The sequence below is a fragment of the Sphingomonas sp. Leaf208 genome (assembly GCF_001421415.1).
GTDB lineage: Bacteria > Pseudomonadota > Alphaproteobacteria > Sphingomonadales > Sphingomonadaceae > Sphingomonas.
In genome coordinates this window covers 431,783-457,833 of the sequence record NZ_LMKH01000034.1, presented here as the reverse complement: position 1 = coordinate 457,833, position 26,051 = coordinate 431,783, and the positions used below count along the sequence as shown (strand labels likewise).

25 protein-coding genes and 1 tRNA gene are annotated in these 26,051 nt (G+C 65.6%); 18 read left to right on the top strand and 8 right to left on the bottom strand.

What is annotated here, in order from left to right; all coding sequences use genetic code 11:
* Positions 1-27 precede the first annotated feature (27 nt).
* The 5 genes from ASE69_RS14875 to ASE69_RS14855 all read right to left on the bottom strand — a co-directional run bounded on the left by ASE69_RS14875 (position 28) and on the right by ASE69_RS14855 (position 6,413).
* Positions 28-2,541, bottom strand: coding sequence for a TonB-dependent receptor (locus tag ASE69_RS14875; protein WP_056488164.1), 2,514 nt, complete (start codon positions 2,539-2,541; stop codon positions 28-30).
* A 71-nt stretch (positions 2,542-2,612) separates the two neighbouring features.
* Positions 2,613-2,870 (bottom strand): ribbon-helix-helix domain-containing protein, encoded by a 258-nt coding sequence (locus tag ASE69_RS14870; RefSeq protein WP_235518814.1) that lies wholly within the window; start codon positions 2,868-2,870, stop codon positions 2,613-2,615.
* Positions 2,871-2,877: 7 nt separating this feature from the next.
* Entirely contained in the window at positions 2,878-4,701 is a 1,824-nt protein-coding gene (gene cobT, locus ASE69_RS14865; protein ID WP_056488161.1) for a cobaltochelatase subunit CobT, read from the bottom strand.
* Positions 4,702-4,705: 4 nt separating this feature from the next.
* Positions 4,706-5,710, bottom strand: coding sequence for a cobaltochelatase subunit CobS (cobS, locus tag ASE69_RS14860; protein WP_056052421.1), 1,005 nt, complete (start codon positions 5,708-5,710; stop codon positions 4,706-4,708).
* A 178-nt stretch (positions 5,711-5,888) separates the two neighbouring features.
* Entirely contained in the window at positions 5,889-6,413 is a 525-nt protein-coding gene (locus ASE69_RS14855) for a J domain-containing protein (RefSeq protein WP_082453155.1), read from the bottom strand.
* Between the two features lie 123 nt (positions 6,414-6,536).
* On the opposite strand from ASE69_RS14855, the gene ASE69_RS14850 reads away from it, so the two are divergent.
* The 6 genes from ASE69_RS14850 to ASE69_RS14825 all read left to right on the top strand — a co-directional run bounded on the left by ASE69_RS14850 (position 6,537) and on the right by ASE69_RS14825 (position 10,809).
* Positions 6,537-6,824 (top strand): BolA family protein, encoded by a 288-nt coding sequence (locus ASE69_RS14850; RefSeq protein WP_056488155.1) that lies wholly within the window; start codon positions 6,537-6,539, stop codon positions 6,822-6,824.
* On the top strand, positions 6,824-7,531 hold the full coding sequence (locus ASE69_RS14845) for a glutathione S-transferase (protein WP_056488153.1): 708 nt from the start codon (positions 6,824-6,826) through the stop codon (positions 7,529-7,531). The genes ASE69_RS14850 and ASE69_RS14845 overlap by 1 nt, the downstream gene beginning before the upstream one ends.
* Positions 7,532-7,669: 138 nt before the next feature.
* Complete coding sequence (locus ASE69_RS14840) at positions 7,670-8,119, top strand: NUDIX hydrolase (RefSeq protein ID WP_056488149.1); 450 nt, start codon at positions 7,670-7,672, stop codon at positions 8,117-8,119.
* A gap of 4 nt (positions 8,120-8,123) precedes the next feature.
* Complete coding sequence (locus ASE69_RS14835) at positions 8,124-9,023, top strand: pirin family protein (RefSeq protein ID WP_056488146.1); 900 nt, start codon at positions 8,124-8,126, stop codon at positions 9,021-9,023.
* A 156-nt stretch (positions 9,024-9,179) separates the two neighbouring features.
* Positions 9,180-10,052: an alpha/beta fold hydrolase gene (locus ASE69_RS14830; protein ID WP_056488143.1), complete on the top strand. Its 873-nt coding sequence runs from the start codon at positions 9,180-9,182 to the stop codon at positions 10,050-10,052.
* Between the two features lie 277 nt (positions 10,053-10,329).
* Entirely contained in the window at positions 10,330-10,809 is a 480-nt protein-coding gene (locus ASE69_RS14825) for an RcnB family protein (protein ID WP_056488141.1), read from the top strand.
* A 61-nt stretch (positions 10,810-10,870) separates the two neighbouring features.
* Here the strand turns inward: ASE69_RS14825 and ASE69_RS14820 are convergent, their stop codons facing one another.
* Positions 10,871-11,971, bottom strand: coding sequence for a DUF2332 domain-containing protein (locus ASE69_RS14820; protein ID WP_056488139.1), 1,101 nt, complete (start codon positions 11,969-11,971; stop codon positions 10,871-10,873).
* 46 nt (positions 11,972-12,017) lie between these two features.
* Here ASE69_RS14820 and hisG point away from each other — a divergent pair, with 46 nt between their 5' ends.
* The 12 genes from hisG to ASE69_RS14760 all read left to right on the top strand — a co-directional run bounded on the left by hisG (position 12,018) and on the right by ASE69_RS14760 (position 23,992).
* On the top strand, positions 12,018-12,686 hold the full coding sequence (gene hisG / locus ASE69_RS14815; RefSeq protein WP_235518812.1) for an ATP phosphoribosyltransferase: 669 nt from the start codon (positions 12,018-12,020) through the stop codon (positions 12,684-12,686).
* Between the two features lie 44 nt (positions 12,687-12,730).
* Positions 12,731-14,026 (top strand): histidinol dehydrogenase, encoded by a 1,296-nt coding sequence (gene hisD, locus ASE69_RS14810; RefSeq protein ID WP_056488380.1) that lies wholly within the window; start codon positions 12,731-12,733, stop codon positions 14,024-14,026.
* Positions 14,027-14,229: 203 nt separating this feature from the next.
* A complete protein-coding gene (gene nusB / locus ASE69_RS14805) occupies positions 14,230-14,685 on the top strand; it encodes a transcription antitermination factor NusB (RefSeq protein ID WP_056488135.1) in 456 nt (151 codons plus the stop codon).
* A 114-nt stretch (positions 14,686-14,799) separates the two neighbouring features.
* A complete protein-coding gene (thiL, locus tag ASE69_RS14800) occupies positions 14,800-15,693 on the top strand; it encodes a thiamine-phosphate kinase (protein ID WP_056488132.1) in 894 nt (297 codons plus the stop codon).
* A gap of 90 nt (positions 15,694-15,783) precedes the next feature.
* Positions 15,784-17,940: a sodium-translocating pyrophosphatase gene (locus tag ASE69_RS14795; protein WP_056488129.1), complete on the top strand. Its 2,157-nt coding sequence runs from the start codon at positions 15,784-15,786 to the stop codon at positions 17,938-17,940.
* A gap of 243 nt (positions 17,941-18,183) precedes the next feature.
* A complete protein-coding gene (locus ASE69_RS14790; RefSeq protein WP_056488126.1) occupies positions 18,184-20,139 on the top strand; it encodes an alpha/beta hydrolase family protein in 1,956 nt (651 codons plus the stop codon).
* Between the two features lie 102 nt (positions 20,140-20,241).
* Positions 20,242-21,726 (top strand): site-specific DNA-methyltransferase, encoded by a 1,485-nt coding sequence (locus ASE69_RS14785; protein ID WP_056488123.1) that lies wholly within the window; start codon positions 20,242-20,244, stop codon positions 21,724-21,726.
* 169 nt (positions 21,727-21,895) lie between these two features.
* On the top strand, positions 21,896-22,114 hold the full coding sequence (gene infA, locus ASE69_RS14780; RefSeq protein ID WP_031441079.1) for a translation initiation factor IF-1: 219 nt from the start codon (positions 21,896-21,898) through the stop codon (positions 22,112-22,114).
* A gap of 48 nt (positions 22,115-22,162) precedes the next feature.
* Positions 22,163-22,729, top strand: coding sequence for a Maf family protein (locus ASE69_RS14775; protein ID WP_056488120.1), 567 nt, complete (start codon positions 22,163-22,165; stop codon positions 22,727-22,729).
* Complete coding sequence (locus ASE69_RS14770) at positions 22,722-23,681, top strand: ribonuclease (RefSeq protein ID WP_056488118.1); 960 nt, start codon at positions 22,722-22,724, stop codon at positions 23,679-23,681. The genes ASE69_RS14775 and ASE69_RS14770 overlap by 8 nt, the downstream gene beginning before the upstream one ends.
* A complete protein-coding gene (locus ASE69_RS14765) occupies positions 23,678-23,863 on the top strand; it encodes a DNA gyrase inhibitor YacG (protein WP_056488116.1) in 186 nt (61 codons plus the stop codon). Before ASE69_RS14770 ends, ASE69_RS14765 begins: the two co-directional genes overlap by 4 nt.
* A gap of 53 nt (positions 23,864-23,916) precedes the next feature.
* Positions 23,917-23,992, top strand: a tRNA-Phe gene (locus ASE69_RS14760).
* Between the two features lie 371 nt (positions 23,993-24,363).
* On the opposite strand, the gene ASE69_RS14755 is transcribed toward ASE69_RS14760, so the two are convergent.
* Together ASE69_RS14755 and purE are read right to left on the bottom strand one after the other, a co-directional pair.
* A complete protein-coding gene (locus ASE69_RS14755; protein ID WP_056488115.1) occupies positions 24,364-25,431 on the bottom strand; it encodes a 5-(carboxyamino)imidazole ribonucleotide synthase in 1,068 nt (355 codons plus the stop codon).
* Between the two features lie 11 nt (positions 25,432-25,442).
* On the bottom strand, positions 25,443-25,898 hold the full coding sequence (gene purE / locus ASE69_RS14750; protein WP_056488378.1) for a 5-(carboxyamino)imidazole ribonucleotide mutase: 456 nt from the start codon (positions 25,896-25,898) through the stop codon (positions 25,443-25,445).
* Positions 25,899-26,051 lie beyond the last annotated feature (153 nt).

The following is a 26,051-nucleotide window of genomic DNA, read 5'->3' as shown; positions in this document are numbered from 1 at the left end:
GCAAACTGCCCGCATCGCCGCCAAGCCTCACAGGCTGTAGAACAGCGTCAGCCGCACCGAGCGCGCCTCGCCCGGCGTCGCCCAGCCATTGTTGCGGATGCCGGTGTAGTATTTCTCGTTGGTGAAGTTCTGCACGTTGAGCTGTGCGGTCAGGCCGTTGCCGACGGTGTACGACAGGAACGCGCGATGCGTCAGGTAATCCGCCGAGTGGAAGACCGGCGTCACCACGGTCGTCGGCGCGAGCGGGGTGGCCAGCGCGCTGTTGTTGAGCGCGAACGCCCCCTGATAGGTCAGGCCGTAGCCGAGCTGGAGACCGAACGGCAGCGTGTAGGTAGTGAACAGGGTGCCCGAATGCTTCGGCGTGTTGGTGAGCTGCTGGTCCTTCTGCGGATCGAGCACCGCTGCGGAGTTGCCGCACGGATTGGTGATCGTCGTCGTGATCGTCGTCGGAGTGGTGACCGTCGTGCTTCGCGTACCCGGATTGTCGAGACAGAAGTTCGACACGCTCTGCAACACCTTGCCATCGAGATAGGTGTAGTTGGCGAAGATCGACCAGGCCTTCGACACGCTGCCGCTGGCACCCAGCGCGATGCCGTCGACGCGCGACCGGCCATCGGTGACGCCAAGCGTCGTCACGATCGGGTCGTTGGTGGCGACGCGGTAGTTGGTGCGTTCGTTGCGGAACAGTGCGGCAGTCAGCTGCAGCTCGCGCCCGAACAGGTCGGCCTTCGCGCCGATCTCGTAGTTGACCGCCTTTTCAGGCTGCACGTCGCACGGATCGACCGTACCCGCCCCCGCGCCGCCGATAGCTGGCGTCCCGATCAGCGTCCCGCAACCGAGCCGCACCGTCGCCGAGGTTGGCGTGGTGGAATTGCCGTAGGACGCATACAGGCTGACCGTCTCGATCGGCTTGAAATTGATGCCGCCGCGGTACGAGAACAGCGTTTCGTCGCTCGTCTGGTTCAGGCCGCGGGTATAGGTGCCGAGAGTCGCGGGGATCGTTACCGCCGTCGAAAAAGTATCCGCACGGAAGGTCCCCTTGGCGTGTTCGTAGCGCAGGCCAAAATTCGCCTCGATCTGCGGAATGATCTTGATCGTATCGAACGCGTACACGGCGGCGTTGCTGGTCGTACCCTGCGACCGGCCCGATTCGATGAAGTTGAACGCCCCGGTATAGTCGGTGTTCGGATTGGCGAGATTGATCGGCTGCTGGGCGACCGTCGTACCGTCCGCGGTACGCAGCGTGTTGCCCGTGACGATCGTGTAATCTTCTTGCGAGACCGACGCGCCGAGCACCAGCGTATGCTCAAGCCCGGCGGTATCAAACACCGCCCGGAAATCGGTCTGGTTGTAGAGGATCTGGTTTTCCTGGTTCCGCACGAACCCGCGCGGGCCGCTTGGGATGTAGGATCCAAGCTGCTGCGCGGGCGTGCAGGCTAACGGTGTCGTGGACACGTTGGACGTGGCGATCGGCTGGAACCCGGTCGAAAGGCAGAACCCGTTCGGGTTCGGGGCCTGCGGTGCACTGGTCAACGAGTCCTGCTGGACGCGCTGCCATCGGCTGAGGTTGCGGATCGAGACCTTGTCGGAGAAGCTGTGGCTGACCGTGGCGGTTGCCTGGTCGACGGTGATGTCCTGCTTGTCCAGGTTCCGGATGCCGTAATAGGCCGAGTTGTCGGCACCGGGCAGCGGTCCATTGTTCACCGCATTGCGGAAGTACGGCACGCCGTAGACCGGGATGTTCTCGTCTTCCTGATGCAGATATTGCAGCGTCAGGCTGGTCGGGCCGGTGACGCCGACGATCAGCGATGGCGCAACCGCCCAACGCTTGTTGTTCTCCACATCGCGACCAGGAATGTCGTTCTTGTGTGCGACTGCATTCAGCCGGACCGCGACGAGGTCACTGACGCGGACGTTCGAGTCGAGTGTCGTGCGGTAATAATCGTCGGTGCCGACACCGCCGGAGACGACCATCAGCGTCTCCGCCTGCGGGCGCTTCGTCACGAGGTTGATCGTGCCGCCGACCGATCCACCGCCACCGAACACGCTGTTCGCGCCGTTATAGACCTCGACCTGTTGCAGGTTGAACGTCTCGCTGCGGCTATACTGCGCGCTGTCGCGGACGCCGTCGATCGTGATGTCGTTGTTGGCGGAATAGCCACGCAGGTTGATGCTGTCGCCGTATCCGCCGCCGCCTTCGCCCGCACCGAAGGTGATGCCGGGGATCGTCTGCAGCACGTCGCGCAAGGTGAGCAGGTTCTGCTTGCGGATCGTCTGGTCGCCGATGATCGTGACCGTCTGCGTCGTGTCGAGCAGGCTGCGCGTCGCCTTCGGGCTCTCCAGCGTGGTCGCGGGAACGGTCTTGCCATTGACGACGATTTCGTCGCGGTTGAGCTGCTTTTCCTGGTCGTCGACCATGTGAGTCTTGGCGGCATCGACAGGTTTATCGGCGGCATAGGCTGGTGCGCTGGCAATGAACCCTACGCACGAAAGCGCGAGAAATGCAGGCGCGGCGGACGAACGCGACGAGAGACCAGACATGCGAAACCCCTTATTGTTGCGGGTTCGCTATTGAGAGTCGTTCTCACTGTCAACGCTATTGCGACTAATTCTCATGCGTCGGCCGAGAACAGCCATGATCTCAAGGCGCTAGCAAGATTGGGGGGATTGTCGGCCAAGATGCGTATCGCGTCGATCTCTGCGACAAGCGCGGACAAGGGCAACGCAAGACGCTTCGCAGCGGCCTCCAGCGCTTGCCAGAAGATGGGTTCGAGGCTGATCGACGTCTGGTGGCCGGCGATCGTGATCGAGCGTTTGACGGGTCCGTGGAACCCGCCTGCGGGCGCCGTAATGCCGCCGCCCGCGGTCACCGACGGATCATTCGGTATCGAACAGCGAGGCCAACTGCTCGATGATCGTGCCGCCAAGCTGTTCGACGTCCATGATCGTGACGGCGCGCGCGTAATAGCGGGTGACATCGTGGCCAATGCCGATCGCGACGAGCTCAACCGGCGACTTGCTCTCGATCCAGCCGATCACCTGGCGCAGATGGCGTTCCAGATACGATCCCGAATTCACGCTGAGCGTCGAATCGTCGACCGGAGCGCCGTCGCTGATCACCATCAGGATGCGACGCTCCTCGGGCCGCGCAACCAGCCGCGCGTGCGCCCACATCAGCGCCTCGCCGTCGATGTTCTCCTTCAGCAACCCCTCGCGCATCATCAGGCCGAGCGAGTTGCGCGCGCGGCGCCACGGCTCGTCGGCGCGCTTGTAGACGATGTGGCGGATGTCGTTGAGCCGGCCCGGCTGCGGCGGACGCCCGGCGGCTAGCCACGTCTCGCGGCTCTGCCCCCCCTTCCAGGCGCGCGTCGTGAAACCGAGGATCTCGGTCTTCACGCCGCAGCGCTCCAGCGTGCGCGCGAGGATGTCCGCGCTGATCGCCGCGATCGAGATCGGGCGGCCGCGCATCGAGCCGGAATTGTCGATCAGCAACGTCACGACGGTATCGCGGAAGTCGGTCTCCCGCTCGGCCTTGTAGCTGAGCGACAGCGTCGGGTTGACGATCACGCGTGCCAGCCGCGCCGCATCGAGGATACCCTCCTCCTGATCGAAATCCCAAGACCGCGACTGCTGCGCCATCAGGCGCCGCTGAAGCCGGTTGGCGAGCTTCGACACGGTCGATTGCAGGTGCACGAGCTGCTGGTCGAGATAGCCGCGCAGGCGTGCGAGTTCGTCGGCGTCGCAGAGCTCGGTCGCGGCGATCACCTCGTCGAACTGCGTCGTCCACGGCTTATAGTCGAACGCGCCGCCCATGTCCGCGAAAGGACGGTTCGGGCGGACCGGCTGCATGCCTTCCTCGCCGTCGTCGCCGGGCTCGCCGTCGACGTCGTCCATCGACTCGTCGCTCTGCTCCTGGCCGTCGCTTTCCTCGTTCTGCTGCTCGGACTGTTTGCCGCGCGCCTCGACTTCGCCCTGGCCGTCTTCGCCCTGGTCGTCGCCTTCGTCGCCATCGTCCTGCTGCTGCTCGTCGGTGCCCTCGTCCTCGGAGCCGCCTTCGTCGCTCTCCTCGGGGACCTGATCGCCTTCGACCAGTTCCAGCTCCTGCAGCATTTTCCGCGCCAGGCCCTGGAACGCTTTTTGGTCGTCGAGCGCATAGGCTAGCGCGTCCAGGTCGGTCTTGCTCTCGATCCATTCGCGGACCAGCGCGAGGCCGGGCGCGGCGATCGCGGGAGATTCTTGCCCGGTCAGCCGCTCGCGTACCATCAGGCCGAGCGCGGTCGACAGCGGCACTTCGTCACGATTGCGCGCACGCGTAATCGGATCGGCGCGAAGGCGAACGTCGAGCGCCCGTTCAAGGTTCTCGGTAATCCCCGCATAACCGCGCGACCCAAGCGCCTCGACCCGTGCGGTTTCGACCGAATCAAACACCGCGCGCGCAACCGCCTCGACCGGCGCTGCACGATTATGCAGCGCGATGTCGTGATGCTTCAACCTGAGCGCGAATCCGTCCGCAAACCCACGCGCCTCGGCGACCTGCTCGAGCGGCAAGGCGCGAGCGGGCATCGGCACCTTGATGTGCTTGCCACTCTGAGTCGGCGCATCCGCCGTGAAGGCGAGTTCGACCTCAGGCTCCTCCGAGATCGCACGCGCGGTGCCGGCAAGAACCGCCTTGAAGCGATCGAGAGGGGTTTCGTTGGCCAAAGGTTTAGGCCTTGCCCACCACGCTCTCGGGCAGGTCCTTGCCGAACACGCGCTGGTAATATTCGGCGACCAGCGGCCGCTCCGCCTCGTCGCACTTGTTGAGGAAGCTCAATCGGAACGCGAAGCCTACGTCGCCGAAGATCAGAGCGTTCTGTGCCCAGGTGATCACGGTGCGCGGGCTCATCACGGTCGAGATGTCGCCGTTGACGAAGCCCTTGCGCGTCATGTCGGCAACGCGGACCATGTTCTCGACGGTCTTCTTGCCCTCGGGCTTGTCGTATTCGCCCGACTTGGCGAGTACGATCTGCGCCTCGACCTTGGCGGGCAGATAGTTGAGCGTGACGACGATGTTCCAACGGTCCATCTGGCCCTGGTTGATCTGCTGCGTGCCGTGATACAGCCCGCTCGTATCGCCGAGGCCGACCGTGTTGGCGGTCGCGAACAGGCGGAACCACGGGTTCGGGCGGATCACGCGGTTCTGATCGAGCAGAGTCAGCTTGCCCTCAGTCTCCAGCACGCGCTGAATCACGAACATCACGTCAGGGCGGCCGGCGTCATATTCGTCGAACACCAGCGCGGTCGGGGTCTGCAACGCCCAGGGGAGCAGGCCCTCGCGGAATTCCGTGATCTGCTGGCCGTCCTTGAGGACGATCGCGTCGCGGCCGATCAGGTCGATACGACTGATGTGCGCGTCGAGGTTGATGCGGATGCACGGCCATTTCAGGCGCGCCGCGACCTGCTCGATATGAGTCGACTTGCCGGTGCCGTGATAGCCCTGGACCATCACGCGACGGTTATGCGCGAACCCCGCCAGCACGGCGAGCGTGGTGTCGGCATCGAAGACGTACGCCGGATCGAGATCGGGGACGCGCTCGTCGGCTTCGGAGAAGGCCGGCACTTCCATGTCGGAATCGATCCCGAACATCTCGCGCACTTTCACCATGCGGTCGGGTGCGTCGAGGATCGTGGTCTCGCGGCTGTCTGGCTGGGTATTCGGGATATCGGTCATGTTGGCCTCGTGTTCCCGGTAGCTCTAGGCCAAGCGCGGGCAGTTACTCAACCGCCGCTGTACGATTGGTCGGGCGATTGACCGGAAGAGTTAGACGAACCGCTCGCCAGCCGTGCGGTTCCGGCTGGCGGGTCGTGAAATATCGATCAGAGTAAGTATGGATCACATTCCCGTTACGTCAGGCAAACGCGGTGGCCCCCTTCAGGTGCTGGTAGGCCGCGATCACCTTCTGCAATTCCGCTTCATGCGCCCGGTCGCCGCCGTTGCGGTCGGGGTGATAGCGGCGAACGAGTTCGCTGTAGCGTTTGCGGAGTGCCGTCCGGTCGGTGTCCGTGCCTAGCCCGAGGACGCGCAACGAGCGCCGTTCGCCGTCGGACAGCACGCGGCCGTCCTTGCGCGCCGCCGCCATCCGCTCGCCGAACCTTGCACCGATCGCGTCGATCGGGTCGGCGAAGTCCGCCCATTTCGGCGGCGTATCGCCGCCGAAATGGGCGAACGCACGCGTCTCGCGTTCCCAGCCCGCCATCGGACGCTGCGCATGGTGGATCTCGTCCGCGGTCATGCCGTCGAAGAAATTATACCCTGAGTTGAACGCGCGGACGTGCTCCAGACAGAACCAGCGGAACTGCGGCGGGCCGCCGTCGCTCGGTCCTTCGAGCGGGGGTGCACGGAATTCGCCGGGTTCGGCACAGTCGCGCCACATGCAGACGCGCCCGGTCCCTTCCACGCGACCGTGAAACCGCGGGCTGGGACGTTCCTTGCGATTGTTCTGACCGTCTTCGCTCACTGGCTCCCCGCGCTTTCCGAAACGGGCTATATAGGTTCGATGACAGACCTCGCCACCGGCTCCGTACAGGACCAGATCACCGCCCGCCTCACCGCCGCGCTCGCCCCGACGCAGCTGACCGTCGTCAACGAGAGCGGGCTCCATGCCGGCCATATGGGTGACGACGGCACCGGCGAGACGCATTTCCGCGTCGAGGTGGAAACTGCGCAGTTCGAGGGACTTAATCGCGTCGCTCGCCAGCGCCTCGTGAACCAGGCGCTCGCCGAACTGTTGAGCACGAAGATCCACGCGCTCGCCATCAAGGCCCGCGCACCCGGGGAAAGCTGATGTCCTACAAGCTCTGGTACTGGCCCTCGATCCAGGGGCGCGGCGAGTTCGTCCGGCTCGCACTCGAAGGCGCCGAGATCGAATACGACGATTGCGCGCGTAAAGTCGGCGAGGACGGCCTGATGGCCGATCTCAACGACCGCACCGGTCGGACGCCGTTCGCACCGCCCTATCTCGAACTCGACGGCCTGGTGATCGCGCAGGTCGCCAATATCCTGATGTATCTCGGCGAGCGCCACGGGCTTGCGCCGTCGAACATGGCGGACCGGCTGTGGCTCAATCAGTTGCAGCTGACGATCGCCGACCTCGTCGCGGAGGTTCACAACGTTCACCATCCGGTCGCGATGATGGACTATTACGACGACCAGAAGCCCGAAGCCGCGCGTGCCGCCAAACAGTTCCGCGAGGAGCGCCTGCCAAAATTCCTCGGCCATTTCGAGGATGCGGCGCAGGCCAATCCGGGCGAGTGGCTGATCGATCACAAATGGACCTATGCCGATACCTCGCTGTTCCAGATCGTCGAGGGGCTGCGGTACATGTTCCCCAAGCGGATGAAGACGCTCGAACCCGACTACCCGAACCTCGTCCGCATCCACGACCAGGTCGCGGCGCTGCCGGGCATCAAGGCGTATCTGAAAAGCGACCGTCGCCTCGCCTTCAACACCGACGGCATCTTCCGCGCCTATCCGGAGCTGGATGCAGAATGACCCACTATCGATCCTCCCCCGCCAGGGGGAGGTGGATCGCGCAGCGAGACGGAGGGGGCGGGAAGCGATGACCGTCGTTCCGTGTCCTCCCCCTCCGTCAGGCTATGACTGCCACCTCCCCCTGGCGGGGGAGGATAAATGAGCGAGCGCGCCCCGCGCCCGGCCGCGCGCATCCTTCTCGTCGATGGACAAGACCGCGTCCTGATGTTCCGCTTCACCCCCGCCGATCGCCCCCCGCTCTGGTGCACGCCCGGCGGCGCAGTCGATCCCGGCGAGAGCTACGCCGCCGCCGCTCGCCGCGAACTCTGGGAAGAAGTCGGCCTCGACATCGACTGCGGCCCCGAAGTCGCGCGCCGCGTCGTCGACTTCCGCACCTTCGAGGGCCTCGAGGTCACCGCCGACGAACGCTATTTCCGGATCGACGTCGACACCTGCGACGTGAAGGCGGGCAATCTCACCGAGCAGGAGAAGCAATTGCTCGTCGGTCACCGCTGGTTTTCCCGAAACGACATCGCGGGCTTCCACGAAACGCTCTATCCAGCAGACTTGGTCGAGCTTCTCGACGCCACGGAACCTGCCAAGGGATAACGCCATGCTCGATGATTTCGTCCTTCAGACCATCCTGCCGTCGACGCACGATCTCGGCGGGTTCAAGGTCCATCGCACGCTGCCGAACAAGGAGCGGACGATGGTCGGCCCGTTCCTGTTCTTCGACCAGATGGGCCCGGCGCATCTCGACATCGGCCAGGGCATCGACGTGCGCCCGCACCCGCATATCAACCTGTCGACGGTTACCTATCTGTTCGACGGTGCGCTCGACCACCGCGATTCGCTCGGCACGCAGGCGCGAATCGAGCCCGGCGCGGTCAACCTGATGACCGCGGGCCACGGCATCGTCCATTCCGAACGCTCGCCCGGCGACGAGCGTGCCGAGGGCCCCAACCTATCGGGTATCCAGACATGGCTGGCGATGCCCGAGGCCGTCGAGGAGATCGACCCGGCGTTCGAGCACGTCACCAAGGCGCAACTGCCGACGATCGAGGCGCACGGCGCACGCTCGCGGATCATCATGGGGAGCCTGTGGGGCCAGACCGCGCCGACGACGACCTATTCGGGCACGATCTACGCCGATATCGCGCTCGATCCCGGCGCGAGCGTGCCGATCGACGCGGCCGCCGAGGAGCGCGCGATCTACCTCGCGATGGGCGAGGCGACGCTGGAAGGCGTGCCCCTCGAACCGCAAGTACTGTACGTCCTCCGCCCCGGTATCGCGGCAACGCTGCGGTCCGCGCACGGCGGCCGCGCGATGCTCTGCGGCGGCGATGCGTTCACGACCCCGCGCCACGTCTGGTGGAACTTCGTCAGCTCCAGCCGCGACCGCATCGAACAGGCGAAACGCGACTGGAACGCGGGCAACTTCCCGAAAGTACCCGGCGACGAAAAGGAATGGATAGAAATCCCCGCGATCCCGAAAACGGTCAGCTATCCGTAACTCCTCCCCTCCCGCAAGCGGGAGGGGGTAGGGGGTGGGCACGCGCCATCAACGAGCGATCCGTTTGAAATTGGCCGGGAGCCCACCCCAACCCCTCCCGTAAACGGGAGGGGAGAACACACCTTCTGCTCCCCTCCCGCYWGCGGGAGGGGAACGATGACACTACAACGCATCCCATTATCCACCGGAGTCGACCTGGACGTCGCGATCAGCGGAGACCCGGCGAACCCGCCAATCATCCTCCTCCACGGCTTCCCCGAATCGCACCGCACCTGGCGCGCCATCGCCCCGGACCTCGCCCGCGATCACTACGTCATCGCCCCCGACCAGCGCGGCTTCGCACGTTCGTCGAAACCCGAGGGCGTCGACAGCTACACCCCCGACAAGATCGTCGCCGACCTGATCGCGCTCGCCGACCACCTGAAGATCGACCGCTTCACGCTGGTCGGCCACGACTGGGGCGGCGCGGTCGCGTGGATGGCGGCGCTGCGCCACCCCGAGCGCGTCGCGAAGCTAGTCATCATCAACGCCCCCCACCCGCTCGTCTTCCAGCGGACCATGTTCGACGACCTCGAACAGCGCGCCGCCAGCCAATATATCCGCGCCTTCCGCAACCCCGATCTCGAAAAGCATATCGAGTCGATCGGCCTCGAAACCTTCTTCGACACGAGTTTCTCGAAGCACGCCGACCTTGCCGCGATGGCCAAGGACAAGGCCGCCTATCTTGACGAATGGAGCCAGCCCGCCGCGATTACCGGCATGCTCAACTGGTACCGCGCGAGCGCTATCGTCGTCCCCGAAATGGACGAGACCCCGCCCCGTCCCGCGTTCCTCGACGCACCGTTCCCGCCGACCAGGATGCCGGTGCTGGTGATCTGGGGAATGCAGGACAGCGCGCTGCTCCCGAGCCAGCTCGACCTAGCCGATTACGTGCCCGACCTGACGATCGAAAAGATCGATGCGGGGCATTTCGTGCCGTGGCAGAAGCCCGACGCTGTGATCGCCGCGATGCGCCGCTGGGGTGTCTGAGCACTCTTCCAATCCTCCCCCGCAAGGGGGAGGTGGCGCCGAGGGCGTCGGAGGGGGAGGACGCGGAACAGAGGTTGCCCTAACCGCCCCCTCCGTCTGGCAAGCGCCAGCCACCTCCCCCTGGCGGGGGAGGATCAAGACATTGCCGCTGATCCGTATTCGACCGTGCCTTCGCCACCTGTCTGAAACCTGACCAGCGCATTCTGTGATCGTTCAGCGGCGCTGGAGCAAAACCCTCCTCATGCCGTTGATCCGGCGTCGATACAGGAGAGCAATCATGCGTAAGATGATCCTTGCGGCCGTAGCCGCCGCCACCCTCGTCCCCACCTTCGCGACCGCGCAGAGCTATGGCGAAGTCCGTCGCGACCAGCGCGAAATCCGCGAGAGCCGTCGCGAGCTTGATCGTGCACGCCGCTACGGCGACCGCGGCGATGTCCGCGAAGCCCGCCAGGAGCTGCGCGAAGACCGCCGCGAGGCTCGCGAAGATTGGCGCGACTATCGTCGTACGCACGGCAACCTCTACCGCCGTCCGGCCTATGCCGGTCCGCGCGGTTATCGCTATCGCCCTGTCAGCGTCGGATACCGGTTCGCGCCGGAATATTATGGCCGCAACTACTGGGTGAACGACTACCAGACCTATCGCCTGTCGCGCCCCGCTTACGGGTATCAGCGCTGGGTCCGCTACGGCCGCGACGTCGTCCTGGTCGACACGCGCAACGGCCGCGTCGCACAGGTCAACAACGGCTTCTTCTACTAAGACCTTCTACCAAGTTTGGGCGGCCCGGGAGCGATCCCGGGCCGCTCGCGTATCCGACGCCTTAGTTCTTCTCGTAGGCGCCACGTCGCATGACGTAGTCTCGCGTCTCGTACGGCGCCGAGAGCCCCTCGACCCAGGCGCCGTGCGCATGCGTCAGCGCGACCAGTTCCATCGCCCGCTCGCCCGGCCAGCCGCGCACGCGGACTTCATGCCGGTGCAGATCGCGGTTCGGCTCCATCATCACCCAGCCGAGCCGCCGCTCTGCCGTCGCCCGAGCCCCCGCCGTATCCATCGCCACCCGGATCCGTTCGCGAGACGCCGGCGGCAGATATTGCCACACCACCGAATGCATCAGCACGCGCGTCACGCCCTTGGGCTGCGGCTCGGCCAATTGCGCCTCAACCCAGTCCGCCGCATCGCCTTCGACCAGATCGACGCCGCCCTCGCGCACCATAGCGATCGCCGTCGCAAGCCGTGCCTGTCGCTCGACCGCATCGACCCAGACATACGCCTCGAGCCGCGCCGCCGCGACCGGATCGGCGACGTCCACCGGCTGGATATCGACGCCGCGTGTCGACTCGATCTCGACCGGAGCGCCTGGCGGAGGCGCGCCCCGCCATTCGGGGTGGATAGTCACAGGCGACGCCGATGGCCCGACATTCACACCGCCAAGGTCGAACCGATAGCGATCGATCAGCAAATTGAGTCCCGCGCTCGATCCGATCTCCAGCACCTCAAACCGCGGCCCGTACCGCTCGGCCAGATGCAATATGCCGGTCATCATTCCGGCGGACCGCGCAGCCTCGTTGGTCTGCGGCGGTCCGTCGAGCCACGGCAGCAACGCCGCATCCTGTGCGACGAGCGTTGCCTTCAACGTCGCCGACACACACGATGGGTCGGTCTCTGCGCCGGAAAATTCGGCAGAAAGCGCCGGATCGACACCCGCGCGGTGGAGCGCATGCAGCCCGCCGACCAACCGCAACGCCAGCGCATCCGCGACCGGCTCGCCCGACCAGTCCAGCACCCGCCGCCCCGTCTCGCTGTCTCGATCGAGCGCGTCCGCCAGCGCGGTGCAGACGCGAGCCGTGATGGGCGCGTCCATCGCGATGCAATAGCCCGCCTGGATGTCGAACGCCGCACGGTTAGCCGGTTCATTTGCCATGCGCAGGTTGTTGCACCCGCCAAGCCCCCCCCGTAAAGCCCGGCACGTGCCAGATTCTCAGATCATTATCGCCGTCCCCAAGGGACGCATCCTCGCCGAGGCCCTGCCGTTACTCGCGCGCGCGGGGGTGCATCCCGAAGCTTCGTTCTCGGACGAGAATTCGCGTGCGTTGCGCTTTGCGACCAACGACCCGGCGATCTCGCTGATCCGGGTACGCGCGTTCGACGTCGCCACGTTCGTCGCGCACGGGGCGGCTCAGTTGGGGATCGTCGGGTCGGACGTGATCGCCGAGTTCGGCTATTCGGAACTGTACGCGCCGGTCGACCTCGGCATCGGCCATTGCCGGCTGTCGGTCGCCGAACCCGCCGAGATGGCGGCGCAGGATGATCCGCGCGGCTGGAGCCACGTCCGCGTCGCGACCAAATACCCGCATGTGACGGCTGCGCATTTCGCGGCACGCGGCGTGCAGGCGGAGTGCGTGAAGCTCAACGGTGCCATGGAGTTGGCGCCGACGCTGGGGCTCGCACCGCGGATCGTCGACCTGGTTTCGTCCGGCCGCACGCTGCTGGAAAACGGTCTGGTCGAGGTCGAGACGATCATGGAGGTCACCAGCCGTCTCGTGGTCAACCGCGCCGCGATGAAGACGCGCGCGCGGGTCGTGCCGTTGGTCGAGGCTTTCCGCCGCGCCGTCGAAGCGCAGGAGATCGCAGCATGACCGCGCTCTTCTGCTCCACTTCCCGTATGCGGGAGGGGGGGCAAGTGATCCGCCTCAACACTTCGGATGCGGACTTCGCGACGCGCTTCACCGCGCTCGTCGAAGACCGCCGCGAGTCCGACGCGGGCGTCACGCAGGACGTCGCCGCAATCATCGCGGCCGTCCGCCGCGACGGTGAGACCGCGCTCCGCGACCTCACGCAGAAGCACGACCGTCACGACCTCGAATCCACGGGCTGGCAGATCGACGCCGCCGACTGCAAGGCCGCGTTCGAGGCGCTCGATCCAGACTTGCGCACCGCGCTCGAGCTCGCCGCCACTCGCATTCGCGCGTATCACGAGAAACAGCGCCCGCTCGACAGCGACTCGGTCGACTCGGCAGGCGTGAGGCTCGGCGCGCGCTGGCTCCCCGTTGACGCCGCTGGCATCTACGTCCCCGGTGGCCGTGCCGCCTATCCTTCGTCGCTGTTGATGAACGCAATCCCCGCCAAGGTTGCTGGTGTCGGCCGCCTCGCGATGGTCACGCCGACTCCGGACGGTCAGATCAACCCGCTCGTCCTTGCCGCCGCACATCTCGCGGGCGTCGATGAAGTCTGGCGCGTCGGTGGCGCGCAGGCTGTCGCAGCGCTCGCGTACGGCGCAGGCCGGATCGAGCCGGTCGACGTCATCACCGGCCCCGGCAATGCCTGGGTCGCCGAGGCCAAGCGCCAGGTTTACGGCGTCGTCGGCATCGACATGGTCGCAGGCCCGAGCGAGATCGTCGTCGTGGCGGACGCGCTCAACGACCCCGAATGGACCGCGGCCGACCTGCTCAGCCAGGCCGAGCACGACGTCACCACGCAATCGATTCTGTTCACCGACGACGCGGCGTTCGCCGACAAGGTGGCCGAAGCCGTCGACCGCCAGCTACGCGAGCTTGCCACCGAAGCCGTCGCGCGCGTTGCGTGGGACACCAACGGCGCAATCGTCGTCGTCGACACGCTCGCCGATGCGATCCCGCTGGTCGACCGTCTCGCTGCCGAGCATCTCCAGCTGGCAATCCCCGACCCGCAGGCGTTCTTCGACCGCGTCCGCCACGCCGGCTCGGTGTTCCTCGGCCGCTACACGCCGGAAGCGATCGGCGATTACGTTGCTGGGCCGAACCACGTCCTCCCGACCGGCCGCCGTGCGCGGTTTGCCAGCGGACTGTCGGTGCTCGACTTCATGAAGCGCACCAGTTTCCTGGCTCTGGACGAAGCTGCCTTGCGCGAACTCGGACCTGCCACGGTCGCGCTGGCCAATGCCGAGGGACTGCCGGCTCACGCAAAATCGGTGGCGCTGCGGTTGCGGCTCAACAGCTAGATTGGTTCACGCGGAGGCGCGGAGACGCGGAGGTGTTGCGGGCGGCGCAGCCGCTTCGATCTCCTCCTTGGCCGGTTATTGCAGGGCCGCTGCGCGGCAAGGTCGACAGCTCCGCGTCTCCGCGTGAACCAATTTTCTTCGACTCCACGCCCGAAACGCAAAGGGCTGACACACACGCCCCCCGCGCCTACAGGCAACCGCTTATGACTCGAACCGCCCCCCGCACCAAGGCGCGTGCCGCCGCTCGCCTCGCCGCCGTCCAGGCCACGTACCAGCACGAGATGGAGGGCACCGCGATGCCCGTCCTGCTCAACGAATTCCACCAGCACCGGCTCGGCGCGACGATCGAAGACGTCGAATATGCCGAGGCCGATGTCGACTTCTTCGACGACCTGGTGACCGGCGCGAACGCGCGCGCCGGCGAGATCGACGTGCTTATCGAGGGCAAGCTGGCCAAGGGCTGGACGCTCGCGCGGCTCGACAAGCCGATGAAGGCGATCATCCGAGTCGGTACGTATGAATTGCTGGCGCGCAAGGATGTGCCGGTGGCCGCGGTGATCAGCGAATATGTCGATGTGGCGCATGCGTTCTACGACAAACGGGAATCGGGGTTCGTGAACGGGTTGCTTGATGGCATTGCGAAGGAAGTGCGGGCCTGACGGACTCCCCCTCCCCCTCCGGGGAGAGGGTCGGGGTGAGGGGCTACCTAGCATTGCAGCGCCTGGAACAGCCCCTCACCCAGCCCTCTCCCCGGAGGGGAGAGGGAGCAGATAGTGACCGAAGCCGAGTTTATTGCCGCTCTCCGCCGGCTCCCGCTGCACGCAGCGGCGCGTGGTCTCGACGACGATACCGCGTTGCTTGACGCAGGTCCGCTCGTCGTCACTACGGACACGATGGTCGAAGGCGTGCACTTCCTCCCAACCGACCCCGCGCAGGACGTCGCGTGGAAGCTGGTCGCGACCAACCTCTCCGATCTCGCGGCGAAGGGTGCGAAGCCTGAAGGCATCCTTCTCAACTACCCGCTTGGCGACGATGCGTGGGACCACGCGTTTCTCGAAGGGCTCTCGGAAGTCCTGACGGCCTTCGACACGCGCATTATCGGCGGCGATACCGTGACGCTCCCCCCGAACACCCTCCGCGTCCTGACCGTTACCGCGTTCGGCAGCGATGCCGCCGCCCCTGCCCGCAATGGCGCACGCAACGGCGACGCGCTTTACGTCACGGGCACGATCGGCGACGCAGGCGCGGGTCTCGCGATCGCACTCGGAAAGCAAGGCCCAGCCGAGTTGCTCGCTGCGTACCGGCGCCCGCAGCCACGGCTCGCCGACGGCCGCATCCTCGCCCCGCACGTCCATGCAATGATGGACGTCTCCGACGGGCTGCTCATCGACGCGTCCCGCATGGCGTCAGCCAGCAACCTCGCCGTCAGCATCGATCTCGCCCGCATCCCCCTGTCCGACGCCTATCACGCGTTCTCCGGCGACCGGCTTGCCGCGGCCACCGCGGGAGACGACTACCAACTCCTTTTTGCTGCACCGCAAGATTTCGTCACCGACGCCACGCAGATCGGCGGGTTCTCGACCGGCTCGGGGCTTACGCTTCACGACTGCGGCAAACCCGTCCCCCTCCCGCCAAGTCTAGGCTTCGAACACACACCCCGAGGATAACTTGCGCAATGCCCCTGCACTGATAAGTTCCTTACACGGGACTCGGCAAAGCCGGGACCGGAGAGGACCTGACAAGAGGGATAGCGCCGTATGACGACCGTCTATTTGGCCATGATCTGCGGCGTCATCGCCGTCCTATATGGTTTCGTCACCAGTCGACAGGTGCTCGCGGCCTCCCCCGGCAACGCAAAGATGCAAGACATCGCTGCCGCCATACAGGAAGGCGCCAAGGCCTATCTCGGCCGCCAATACACCACGATCGGAATCGTCGGCGTCATCGTCGCGGCGATCCTGCTGGTCACGCTAGGCTATATCTCGACGATCGGCTTCGTCATCGGCGCGGTGCTGTCGGGCGTCGCGGGCTATGTCGGCATGAACATCTCGGTCCGCGCCAACGTCCGCACTGCCGAGGCCGCGCGGACGTCGTTGCAGGCCGGGCTGACGATGGCGTTCCGTTCGGGCGCGGTGACCGGCATGCTAGTGGCGGGGCTCGGCCTGCTCGCGATCAGCGCGTTCTTCTGGTACCTCACCGGCCCCGCGGGCCACGCGCCCAACGACCGGATCATCGTCGAGGCATTGACCACACTCGCGTTCGGCGCGTCGCTGATCTCGATCTTCGCGCGATTGGGCGGCGGCATCTTCACCAAGGCGGCGGACGTTGGCGCGGACCTCGTCGGCAAGGTCGAGGCGGGCATCCCGGAGGACGACCCCCGCAACCCCGCAGTCATCGCTGATAACGTCGGCGACAATGTCGGCGACTGCGCGGGCATGGCCGCCGATCTGTTCGAGACCTACGTCGTCACGCTGGGCGTCACGATGATCTCGATCGCGCTGCTGATCCAGGCGAGCGGCGCCGAGCTGATGCGGCTGATGACGCTCCCGTTGCTCGTCGGCGGCGTGTGCATCGTCACCTCGATCATCGGTACGTACATGGTGCGGCTCGGCAGCGGCAGCATCATGGGGGCGCTGTACAAGGGGTTCTTCACCTCGACGATCCTGTCGATTCCCGCCATCTATCTAGCAACGCAATATGTGCTCGGCGACCTCCACCGCGTGATTGGGGGCGCCGGCTTCCTTGATCCCGCGACCGACGATCTCACCACGCAGGCGGCACCTTCGCTGACGCAGAGCTTCACCGGCATGGACCTGTTCTGGTCGATGATGATCGGGCTCGTCGTGACCGGGCTGATCGTGTGGATCACCGAATATTACACCGGCACCAATCACCGCCCGGTCCAGTCGATCGCCAAGGCATCCGAGACCGGCCACGGCACCAACGTCATCCAGGGGTTGGCGATCAGCCTCGAATCCACCGCGCTGCCGACGCTGGTGATCGTCGTCGCGGTGATCGTCGCGTACCAGTTGGCGGGGATCATCGGCATCGCGTTTGCCGCCACCGCGATGCTTGCACAGGCCGGCATGGTCGTCGCGCTCGACGCCTATGGCCCTGTCACCGACAACGCCGGCGGGATCGCCGAGATGGCCGGGCTGCCCGACGACGTCCGGCAGAGGACCGATGCGCTCGACGCGGTCGGCAACACCACCAAGGCGGTCACCAAGGGGTATGCGATCGGCTCGGCCGGGCTCGCCGCGCTCGTGCTGTTCGGCGCGTACACCACCGATCTCGCCACGTACTTCCCCGATGTCACGGTCGATTTCAGCCTGTCCAACCCGTACGTCATCGTCGGACTGCTGCTTGGTGCACTGCTCCCGTACCTGTTTGGCGCATTCGGCATGACAGCGGTCGGTCGCGCGGCCGGTGCGGTCGTCGAGGAAGTCCGCGAGCAGTTCCGCAACAACCCCGGCATCATGCTCGGCACCAGCCGCCCCGACTACGCACGGACGGTTGATCTCGTCACCAAGGCGGCAATCCGCGAGATGATCGTCCCTTCGCTGCTGCCGGTGCTGTCGCCGCTCGCCGTGTATTTCATCATCACAGCAGTCGCGGGCCAGGCCGCCGGCTTCGCCTCGCTCGGCGCGATGCTGCTGGGCGTGATCGTCTCCGGGCTGTTCGTCGCGATCTCGATGACGAGCGGCGGCGGCGCGTGGGACAACGCCAAGAAGTACATCGAGGACGGCCACCACGGCGGCAAGGGGTCCGAAGCGCATAAGGCTGCCATCACAGGCGACACCGTCGGCGATCCGTACAAGGATACTGCCGGCCCCGCGGTGAACCCAATGATCAAGATCACCAACATCGTCGCACTGCTGTTGCTCGCGGCTCTCGCCGGCGGCGGAGTGGGGTGAGCTGAACAGGATCGCCGATCGGCCAGTCACGCTGGCCGCTCTGCGATCCATTCCCTGCCCGGTGCTTCAATGTTTGCCATCCATTCCCGCGCGATAACAAGGCAGTGCGCCGCGTGCGCAATTCTCGCTCAGTCCCATCGACCTCGGCGTTGCACTGATCTGCTGCAGCCTCCTCTTGTGCCGGCTACCGAACGCGATACTCTGCGCAAACGGTCGTTGGGGAATGGCCGGGGGGGACTGATAATGACGTGGCGTATGAGCCTGCTGGCCGGTGCAATGATACCGACGATCGCGGTCGCGCAGACTGCGCCACTGCCCGCCCCCGCGCCGAAGGCGAACGCCACGCTCTCGGACCGAGTGCCGGTCGAAACCTTTGCCAAACTGCCCGGCATCGCCAATCCGAAGCTCTCGCCCGACGGCAGGCGTATCGCCGCGAAGATGGCGATCGACGGCGTCCAGGTGCTGGTCGTCGCGCCGCTGTTTCCCGGTGGCAAGCTTGCCGCGATCAAGGTCGGGGCGACGGTCGACATCAATTGGTGGCGCTGGGTCGGTGACGACTGGCTCGCGGTCGGCATCGGATCGCAGGACATGCTGTACGGCGAGGAAATCTACGTCACGCGCACGCTGGGCGTCAAAGCCGACATGACCAAGATCAACCGGATCGACTGGAAGAATTCGGGCGTCCGCGCGGACGAGATCCTGTGGGCGGCGCGCGACGGCACGCCGCGTGTCCTGCTGTCGCGCCAGACCGGGATCGAAAGCGAAAGCCAATGGTATCCCGCGGTTGCCGAGGTAGATCTGTCGACCGGCAAGACCAAGACCGTTGCCGGCAGCCAGACGAACGTCTTCGACTGGTATGCCGATGGTGCGGGCGTCGTCCGGATGGGCTATCGCTACGACGACGACACCCGCAAGAGTTCGCTTCTGTATCGCAGCGCCAATCGCGATCCGTTCAAGGTCATCGCATCGGCCCGCGGCAAGCAGGATATCGTCATCCCGGTGACGTTTCGCGCCGACGGCACGGCCATCGCGACGGACGATTCCGGCGGTCGGGACGAGGTGTTCGAAGTGTCGCTGCCCGACCTGAAGCTGGGCAAGAAGCTGTACGGTGCGGATAGCTACGACGTCGATGGCGTGATCGACAACGCGACCGGCGACGACATCGACGGCATCACCGTCACCGATCGCTTCGGCCATATTGTCTGGCTGAACCCCAAGCTGAAGGAAATCCAGGACGCGGTCGACAAGGCGGTCGGCGAGCGACGCGCGCGTATCGTCTCGTGGGATCGCACCCGGTCGAAGTTCCTAGTGCAGGTCGGCTCGCCGTCGCAGGCGGGGGCGCTGTATTTCTACGACCCCGCGAACGGATCGATGCAGCGCTATTCCTGGCAAAACAACGATTTGAAAGCGCGGACGTTGTCGCCGGTGTCGACGATCCGGTACAAGGCGCGCGACGGCGTCGAGATCGAGGCGCTGCTGACCCTCCCCCGCGGGCACAGTCCCAAGAACCTGCCGTTAATCGTGTTGCCGCACGGTGGCCCGTTCGCGCGCGATTCGGAGGATTGGGATTGGTGGACGCAGTATCTGGCAGAAACCGGCTACGCCGTCATCCAGCCCAATTATCGCGGATCATCGGGGTATGGCACCAGTTTCGCCAAGCTCGGCGAGGGGCAATGGGGCCTGAAGATGCAGGACGATCTCGATGATGCGATTGTCGATCTTGCAAAGAAGGGCATCGCCGATCCGAAGCGTGTGTGCATGGCGGGGGCATCCTATGGTGGCTATACGGCGATGCGCGCGGCGCAGCGGAACGGCACCGGCGACGCGGCGCTCTATCGGTGCGCGATCTCCTATGCAGGCGTGTCCGATCTGCAGGCGATGCAGCGCTATGACGGCAAGTTCCTGTATGGAAAGACTCGCGGCGACTGGCTAAAGAAGCAGGCGCCCGATTATCGCAGCGTCTCGCCGCGTTTCGGTGCGCAGACCTTTTCGATCCCGATCCTGATGCTGCACGGCAAGGAGGACAAGCGCGTTCCCGTGAAGCAATCGCGGATGATGGCAGCGGCACTCAAGGAGGCGGGCAAGTCGTTCGAGTATATCGAGCAACCGCTCGGCGATCATCATTTCACGCGCGGCGAGGACAGACTCGAGTTTCTGAAGGCAATGGGTGCATTCCTGACGAAGTACAATCCAGCATAACGCACGGATACTGCCCGCCAAAACTCCATAACGGAGTATATACGACAACTGTGGATGCATCTTGTTTGGACGAACGCAGTTTTGTCTCCGCATCATCACCGAATGCGCAACCGTCCCGAGAATCACCTCTTCTACGGCGACAACCTCGCCGTCCTTCGCAAGGAGATCGCCGACGAGAGTGTCGACCTGATCTATCTCGACCCGCCGTTCAATTCGAACGCCAATTACGGCATCCTGTTCAAGGAGCCCGACGGCAAGTCCTCCAACGCGCAGATCGAGGCGTTCGAGGACACCTGGCAATGGAACGAGACCGCCGAGGACGCCTTCGACCAGGTCGCGCGGAGCGGTAGCACCAAGGCGTTCGACCTACTGAACGCGATGCGCGGCTTCCTCGGCGACAACGACATGATGGCCTATTTGGCGATGATGGCAGTGCGGCTGCTGGAGCTGCACCGCGTGCTGAAGCCGACCGGCAGTCTGTATCTCCACTGCGATCCGACCGCGAGCCATTACCTGAAGCTCCTGCTCGACGCGATCTTCGGCAAGCGCCAGATCGCGAACGAGATCGTCTGGTGCTACCGGCGCTACACCGCGGCTAGCAACCGGTTCCAGCGGCTCCACGACACATTGCTGTTCTACGGCAAGACCGACCAGCGGCGCTTCAACGACATCCGCATTCCGTATGGCGAGGCCTCCGGCAAGAAGGACTCGCACTATCGCCAGGACGGCGACGGCCGCTGGTTCCGCTGGCAGAAGCGCAAGGACGCCGAACCCTATCGTATCTATCTCGCGGACGGGGTCAGGCTGGGCGACTGGTGGGACATTCCGATCATCAACGCGTCGTCGAAGGAGCGTCTGGGGTATCCGACGCAGAAACCGTCCGCGTTGCTGGAGCGGATCATCGCCGCGTCGTCGAACGAAGGCGACGTCGTGCTCGACCCGTTTTGCGGCTGCGGCACCGCGGTCCACGCAGCGGAAAAGCTCAAGCGACAATGGATCGGGATCGACGTCACGCATCTCGCCATCTCGCTGATCGAGAAGCGCATGAAGGACGCGTTTCCCGGCGTCACCTTCACCGTCGAGGGCACACCCAAGGATCTCGCCTCCGCCTATGATCTCGCGCTGCGCGACAAATATCAGTTCCAGTGGTGGGCCGTCTCGATGGTCGACGCGCTGCCGTACGGCGGCAGGAAGAAGGGCGCGGATGGCGGGATCGACGGGCTGATCTACTTCAACGATCATGATCAGGCGTCGGGCAAGATGGTGACGCACCGCGCGATCGTGTCGGTGAAGGGCGGGCTCAATCCCGACACTGCGATGGTCGAAACGCTCGCCGCGACGATCGCACGCGAGAAGGCACCGATCGGCATCCTGATCATGAATGCCAAGCCGACACGCGAGATGGAGCGCCGCGCGGCCGCGGTCGGCATCTACCGCGCGGGCGTCGACGAGGCGTTTCCGAAGCTCCAGATCCTGACGCTTGCCGATCTGTTCCAAGGCAAGCGCCCGCGCATTCCCAACGTCGACCGCGCTGCGTTCCGGCGTGCCGCGCGCGAGGCCACCGCGCTCCAGCCCAACCTGTTGTAATAGCGCCCCAGTCTGTCGCTCTTGTTCAATGGCTGCCGAAGGCCGATATACGGAACACGCAAGCGGGTGCGGGCATAACGTCCGTGTCCGCCTTCGGCCGTGCTTTCCTTTTTCGCGAACTTGCGGTAAGGGCGCTCGTCCCGAAATTCCCCCAATTCAGAGATTATATTTGGCCAAGGAAGAACTGCTCGAGATGCGCGGCCGCGTGGTGGAACTCCTCCCCAACGCGATGTTCCGGGTTCAGCTCGAAAACGACCACGAGATTCTCGGTCACACCGCCGGCAAGATGCGCAAGAACCGCATCCGCGTGCTGGTCGGCGACGAGGTGCTGTGCGAACTCACGCCGTACGATCTGACCAAGGGTCGCATCACCTACCGCTTCAAATAAGCGCCACGCGCCGTTCGTACGGCGTGTAGCCCAAGCATCGAGGCACCAATGCTGGTCCTGGCCTCTTCCTCGCCCCGCCGCCGCGATCTGCTCGCACGGCTCGGCGTCGTGCCGTCGCGCGTGGAATCCCCCGATATCGACGAGAACCCGCGCAAGGCTGAACCGCCGCGCGCCTATGCGTTGCGTCTCGCGGTCGAGAAGGCCAGCGCCGTTGCGCGTGCCGAGGGTGAGATCGTGCTCGCCGGCGACACTACGATCGCGCTGGGCAGCCGCATCCTGCCGCCCGCCGACACGATCGAAATCCAGCGCGACCTGCTCGGCAAGCTGTCGGGTCGGCGTCATCACTGCTTGTCCGCGGTCTGCGTGATCGACGCGACCGGCAAGGTGCGGACACGGATCGCCGACACGATCGTCGCGTTCAAGCCGCTCTCGCCTGCCGAGATCGACGAGTATCTCGCGTGCGGCGAAGGCCTCGGCAAGGCCGGCGGCTACGCGATCCAGGGCCGCGCCGAGGCGTTCGTCCGCTTCCTATCGGGCAGCCATTCGGGCGTCGTCGGCCTGCCCCTGTTCGAAACACGCGCGCTGTTGAAGACCGCGGGCGTCGCGCTTGCCTGATACGGGGCCTGCATGGCTCTACGAAGCCGGTATCGGCGAGGCGCGCGCCGCGCTGGTGGACGATGACCAGATTGTCGAAGCCGCGATCGAACTTGACGCTGAGGGACTGAAAGTCGGCCTCATCGCCCGCGCGCGGCTCGTCGAACTGCTGCCGGGCCGTCGTGGCCGCGTCGTGCTCGACGGCTGCGAGGCACTGATCAATCACCTACCCCCAGGCATCACACAGGGCGCCAGCCTTACCGTCGAGATCGTCCGCGAAGCCCTCCCCGAAACTGGTCGCGCCAAGCTCGCCAAGGCCGTCCCCAGCGACCTGCTGCCCTGCCCCGCTCCGACGCTGTACGAGCGACTGATGGCGACGGGGCTGCCCGTCCGTAGCCTGCGTGCGCACGAGCCCGACGCGCTGGAGGCAGCGGGCTGGTCCGAACTGCTCGACGAGGCTGTGAGTGGCGAGATCGTGTTCCCGCTCGGCGCGCTCCGCCTGTCGCCGACGCCGGCGATGACGCTGTTCGACGTCGACGGCGCGCCGCCGCTGGATACGCTCGCGATCGCCGCCGCACATGCCGTGGCGCGGGCGATTCGACGGCACGGAATCGGCGGCTCGATCGGGATCGATTTCCCGACGATCGTCGGCAAGGCGCAGCGCAACGCGGTCGCCGCCGCGATCGACGAGTCCCTGCCGCAACCGTTCGAGCGCACAGCGATGAACGGGTTTGGCTTCCTCCAGATCGTCCGGCCAAGACCCCGCGCGTCGATCCCCGAACTCCTTCGCGTCGATCCGGTCGGTACGGAGACCCGCGCGGCGCTCCGCACGCTCGAACGCACGCCGCCGACTGCCTCACGCCGTCACACCCTGCCCGCAGCCGTCCATGCACGCCTCATGGCCCACGCCGATTGGCTCGCGGAACTCACGCGCCGTACGGGCGTCGTCCACGAACTGGAGAGTGCCCGATGACGCCCGCCGCCCCCACCGTCAAATGCCCGATCTGCGACCAGCCTGCGGTCGCCGACTACAAGCCGTTCTGCTCAAGCCGCCACCGCGACCGCGACCTGCTGCAGTGGCTCGGCGAAGGCTATCGCATTCCCGGCCGATCAATTGCGCAAACGGGGCTGGACAGCGCCGAAGACCCCGACTAAACGCGCCCTTCCGATCGCAAGGTCGGACGCTTCTCCGGTCCCAGACCGGACGTGCCCGGATAGCTCAGTTGGTAGAGCATGCGACTGAAAATCGCAGTGTCGGCGGTTCGACCCCGTCTCCGGGCACCATTTTCTTCTTATACCGATCGCGCTGAGTGTACCTAGATCAGCCTAGCCGAACCGGCGCGCTTAACCCGCTGCCGACGGTCAAAGTTTCCCCTCTCCCGTTCGTGCTGAGTAGAGACCGAGTAGCTCCGAAAGGAGCGTATCGAGGGCTCGTATCGAAGCATGGGTTCTGCGCGCCAACCTGTCCTTCGATACGCCATCTCGATACGTCACCTGCGGCGACTACTCGACGGCTACTCAGGACGAACGGGGGGAGCGAAATTCACGCTCCGTCACCCCGGACGTGTTCCGGGGTCCACGGGTCCGCAAACCCTATTCTCTCGATAATGCGGAGCGGTGGATGCCGGAACGAGCCCGGCATGACGGACGCGGGGTTAGCGGACGATCCGCGTGACGTGGCCCATCTTACGCCCCGGCCGCGCGCTGCCCTTGCCGTACAGGTGTAGGTGGGCGCCTGGTTCAGCCAGCAGCTCCGCCCAGCGATCCGCGTCGTCGCCGATCAGGTTCTCCATCGTCGCCTTACGCCCGGTCAGCGTCGTCGCGCCAAGCGGCAGGCCGCAGATCGCGCGGATGTGGTTTTCGAATTGCGAACATTCGGCACCTTCGATTGTCCAGTGGCCGGAGTTATGCACGCGGGGGGCCATCTCGTTGAACACCGGACCATCGGCGCCAACGAAGAACTCGCACGCCAGCACGCCGACATATTCGAGTTCCGCGGCGATCCGTTCGGCCAGCGCGGCGGCTTCGTCGGCCTGGACGAGCACGGCGGCGGGTGCAGGGACGGCCGAGTGGCGGAGGATAGCGTCGCGGTGGACGTTGAGCGGTGGGTCGTAGCGCGCGATGTTGCCATCGAGGCCGCGTGCGATCAGGATCGAGAACTCGTGGTCGAACGGCACGAAGGCTTCGACCACTGCGGGACCGCCGATCGTGTCCCAGGCGGCTTGCGCGCCTTCGGGCGTGTCGATCTTGACCTGTCCCTTGCCGTCATAGCCGAAGCGGGCGGTCTTGAGGATGGCGGGGGTGCCGATCGTCTCCAGGCCCGCCTGCAGGCTTTCGAGGCTGTCGACCGCGGCCCACGGTGCAGGACAGCCGCCGACGCTTTCCACGAAGCGTTTTTCGCCAATCCGCTCCTGTGCGACGCGGAGCGCGCGGGGGCTCGGGTGGACGGGAACGCGGTCTGCGAGCCATTCGACGGGCTCGACCGCGATGTTCTCGAACTCGTAGGTGATGACGTCGCAGGCGTCGGCGAAGTCGGCGAGGACGATGCGGTTGTGATAGTCAGCGCGCGTCATGGTCGAGGCGGACTGCGCGGCGACGCTCTCCTGGTCGGGCGCGAGGACGTGCGTGTGATAGCCGAGCTGGGCCGCGGCAGTCGCGAGCATGCGGCCGAGCTGGCCTCCGCCGAGGATGCCGATGGTCGATCCGGGGGGAAGCGGCGTCATGTCAGCGTCTTTCAGGCGGGGTCGGTGACGACGGCGTCGGTCTGTGCGGCGCGCCAGGCTTTGAGGCGCTCGGCGAGTGCATCGTCGGACGTTGCGAGGATCGCGGCCGCCAGAAGGCCGGCGTTGATCGCACCGGGCTTGCCGATCGCCAGCGTGCCGACCGGGATGCCGCCGGGCATCTGGACGATGGAGAGCAGGCTATCCATGCCCTTCAGCGCCTTCGATTCGACGGGGACGCCGAGCACCGGGAGATGCGTCATCGACGCGGCCATGCCGGGGAGGTGCGCCGCGCCGCCCGCGCCCGCGATCACTACCTTGAGGCCGCGATCGGCGGCGGTCGTCGCGTAGTCGTACAGGCGTTGCGGGGTGCGGTGCGCGGAGACGACCTTGGTCTCGTAGGCGACGTCGAGCGCGTCGAGCGTCTCGGCGGCGTGGCGCATCGTCTCCCAATCGGAGGTGCTGCCCATGATGATGCCGACTAGAGCCACGATCGCCCCCTGATTCAAGGAGCGCCGTGCCTAGCGACGTGGGGGGGATTGGGCAATGTTTTGGTGGGTATGCTGCTCCCCTCCCTGGAAGGGAGGGGTTGGGGGTGGGTCGGCCGGTTTTCGGACGTCGTG

Coding starts and splice junctions, on each gene's coding strand:
- ASE69_RS14775 (WP_056488120.1), top strand. CDS start 22,163: ATGCTGGTCCTGGCCTCTTCCTCGCCCCGCCGCCGCGATCTGCTCGCA.
- ASE69_RS14795 (WP_056488129.1), top strand. CDS start 15,784: ATGACGACCGTCTATTTGGCCATGATCTGCGGCGTCATCGCCGTCCTA.
- ASE69_RS14765 (WP_056488116.1), top strand. CDS start 23,678: ATGACGCCCGCCGCCCCCACCGTCAAATGCCCGATCTGCGACCAGCCT.
- ASE69_RS14840 (WP_056488149.1), top strand. CDS start 7,670: ATGAGCGAGCGCGCCCCGCGCCCGGCCGCGCGCATCCTTCTCGTCGAT.
- ASE69_RS14785 (WP_056488123.1), top strand. CDS start 20,242: ATGCGCAACCGTCCCGAGAATCACCTCTTCTACGGCGACAACCTCGCC.
- nusB (WP_056488135.1), top strand. CDS start 14,230: ATGACTCGAACCGCCCCCCGCACCAAGGCGCGTGCCGCCGCTCGCCTC.
- ASE69_RS14790 (WP_056488126.1), top strand. CDS start 18,184: ATGACGTGGCGTATGAGCCTGCTGGCCGGTGCAATGATACCGACGATC.
- ASE69_RS14755 (WP_056488115.1), bottom strand. CDS start 25,431: ATGACGCCGCTTCCCCCCGGATCGACCATCGGCATCCTCGGCGGAGGC.
- ASE69_RS14830 (WP_056488143.1), top strand. CDS start 9,180: ATGACACTACAACGCATCCCATTATCCACCGGAGTCGACCTGGACGTC.
- ASE69_RS14825 (WP_056488141.1), top strand. CDS start 10,330: ATGCGTAAGATGATCCTTGCGGCCGTAGCCGCCGCCACCCTCGTCCCC.
- ASE69_RS14845 (WP_056488153.1), top strand. CDS start 6,824: ATGTCCTACAAGCTCTGGTACTGGCCCTCGATCCAGGGGCGCGGCGAG.
- ASE69_RS14875 (WP_056488164.1), bottom strand. CDS start 2,541: ATGTCTGGTCTCTCGTCGCGTTCGTCCGCCGCGCCTGCATTTCTCGCG.
- ASE69_RS14835 (WP_056488146.1), top strand. CDS start 8,124: ATGCTCGATGATTTCGTCCTTCAGACCATCCTGCCGTCGACGCACGAT.
- ASE69_RS14820 (WP_056488139.1), bottom strand. CDS start 11,971: ATGGCAAATGAACCGGCTAACCGTGCGGCGTTCGACATCCAGGCGGGC.
- ASE69_RS14850 (WP_056488155.1), top strand. CDS start 6,537: ATGACAGACCTCGCCACCGGCTCCGTACAGGACCAGATCACCGCCCGC.
- cobS (WP_056052421.1), bottom strand. CDS start 5,710: ATGACCGATATCCCGAATACCCAGCCAGACAGCCGCGAGACCACGATC.
- ASE69_RS14855 (WP_082453155.1), bottom strand. CDS start 6,413: ATGTGGCGCGACTGTGCCGAACCCGGCGAATTCCGTGCACCCCCGCTC.
- purE (WP_056488378.1), bottom strand. CDS start 25,898: ATGGGCAGCACCTCCGATTGGGAGACGATGCGCCACGCCGCCGAGACG.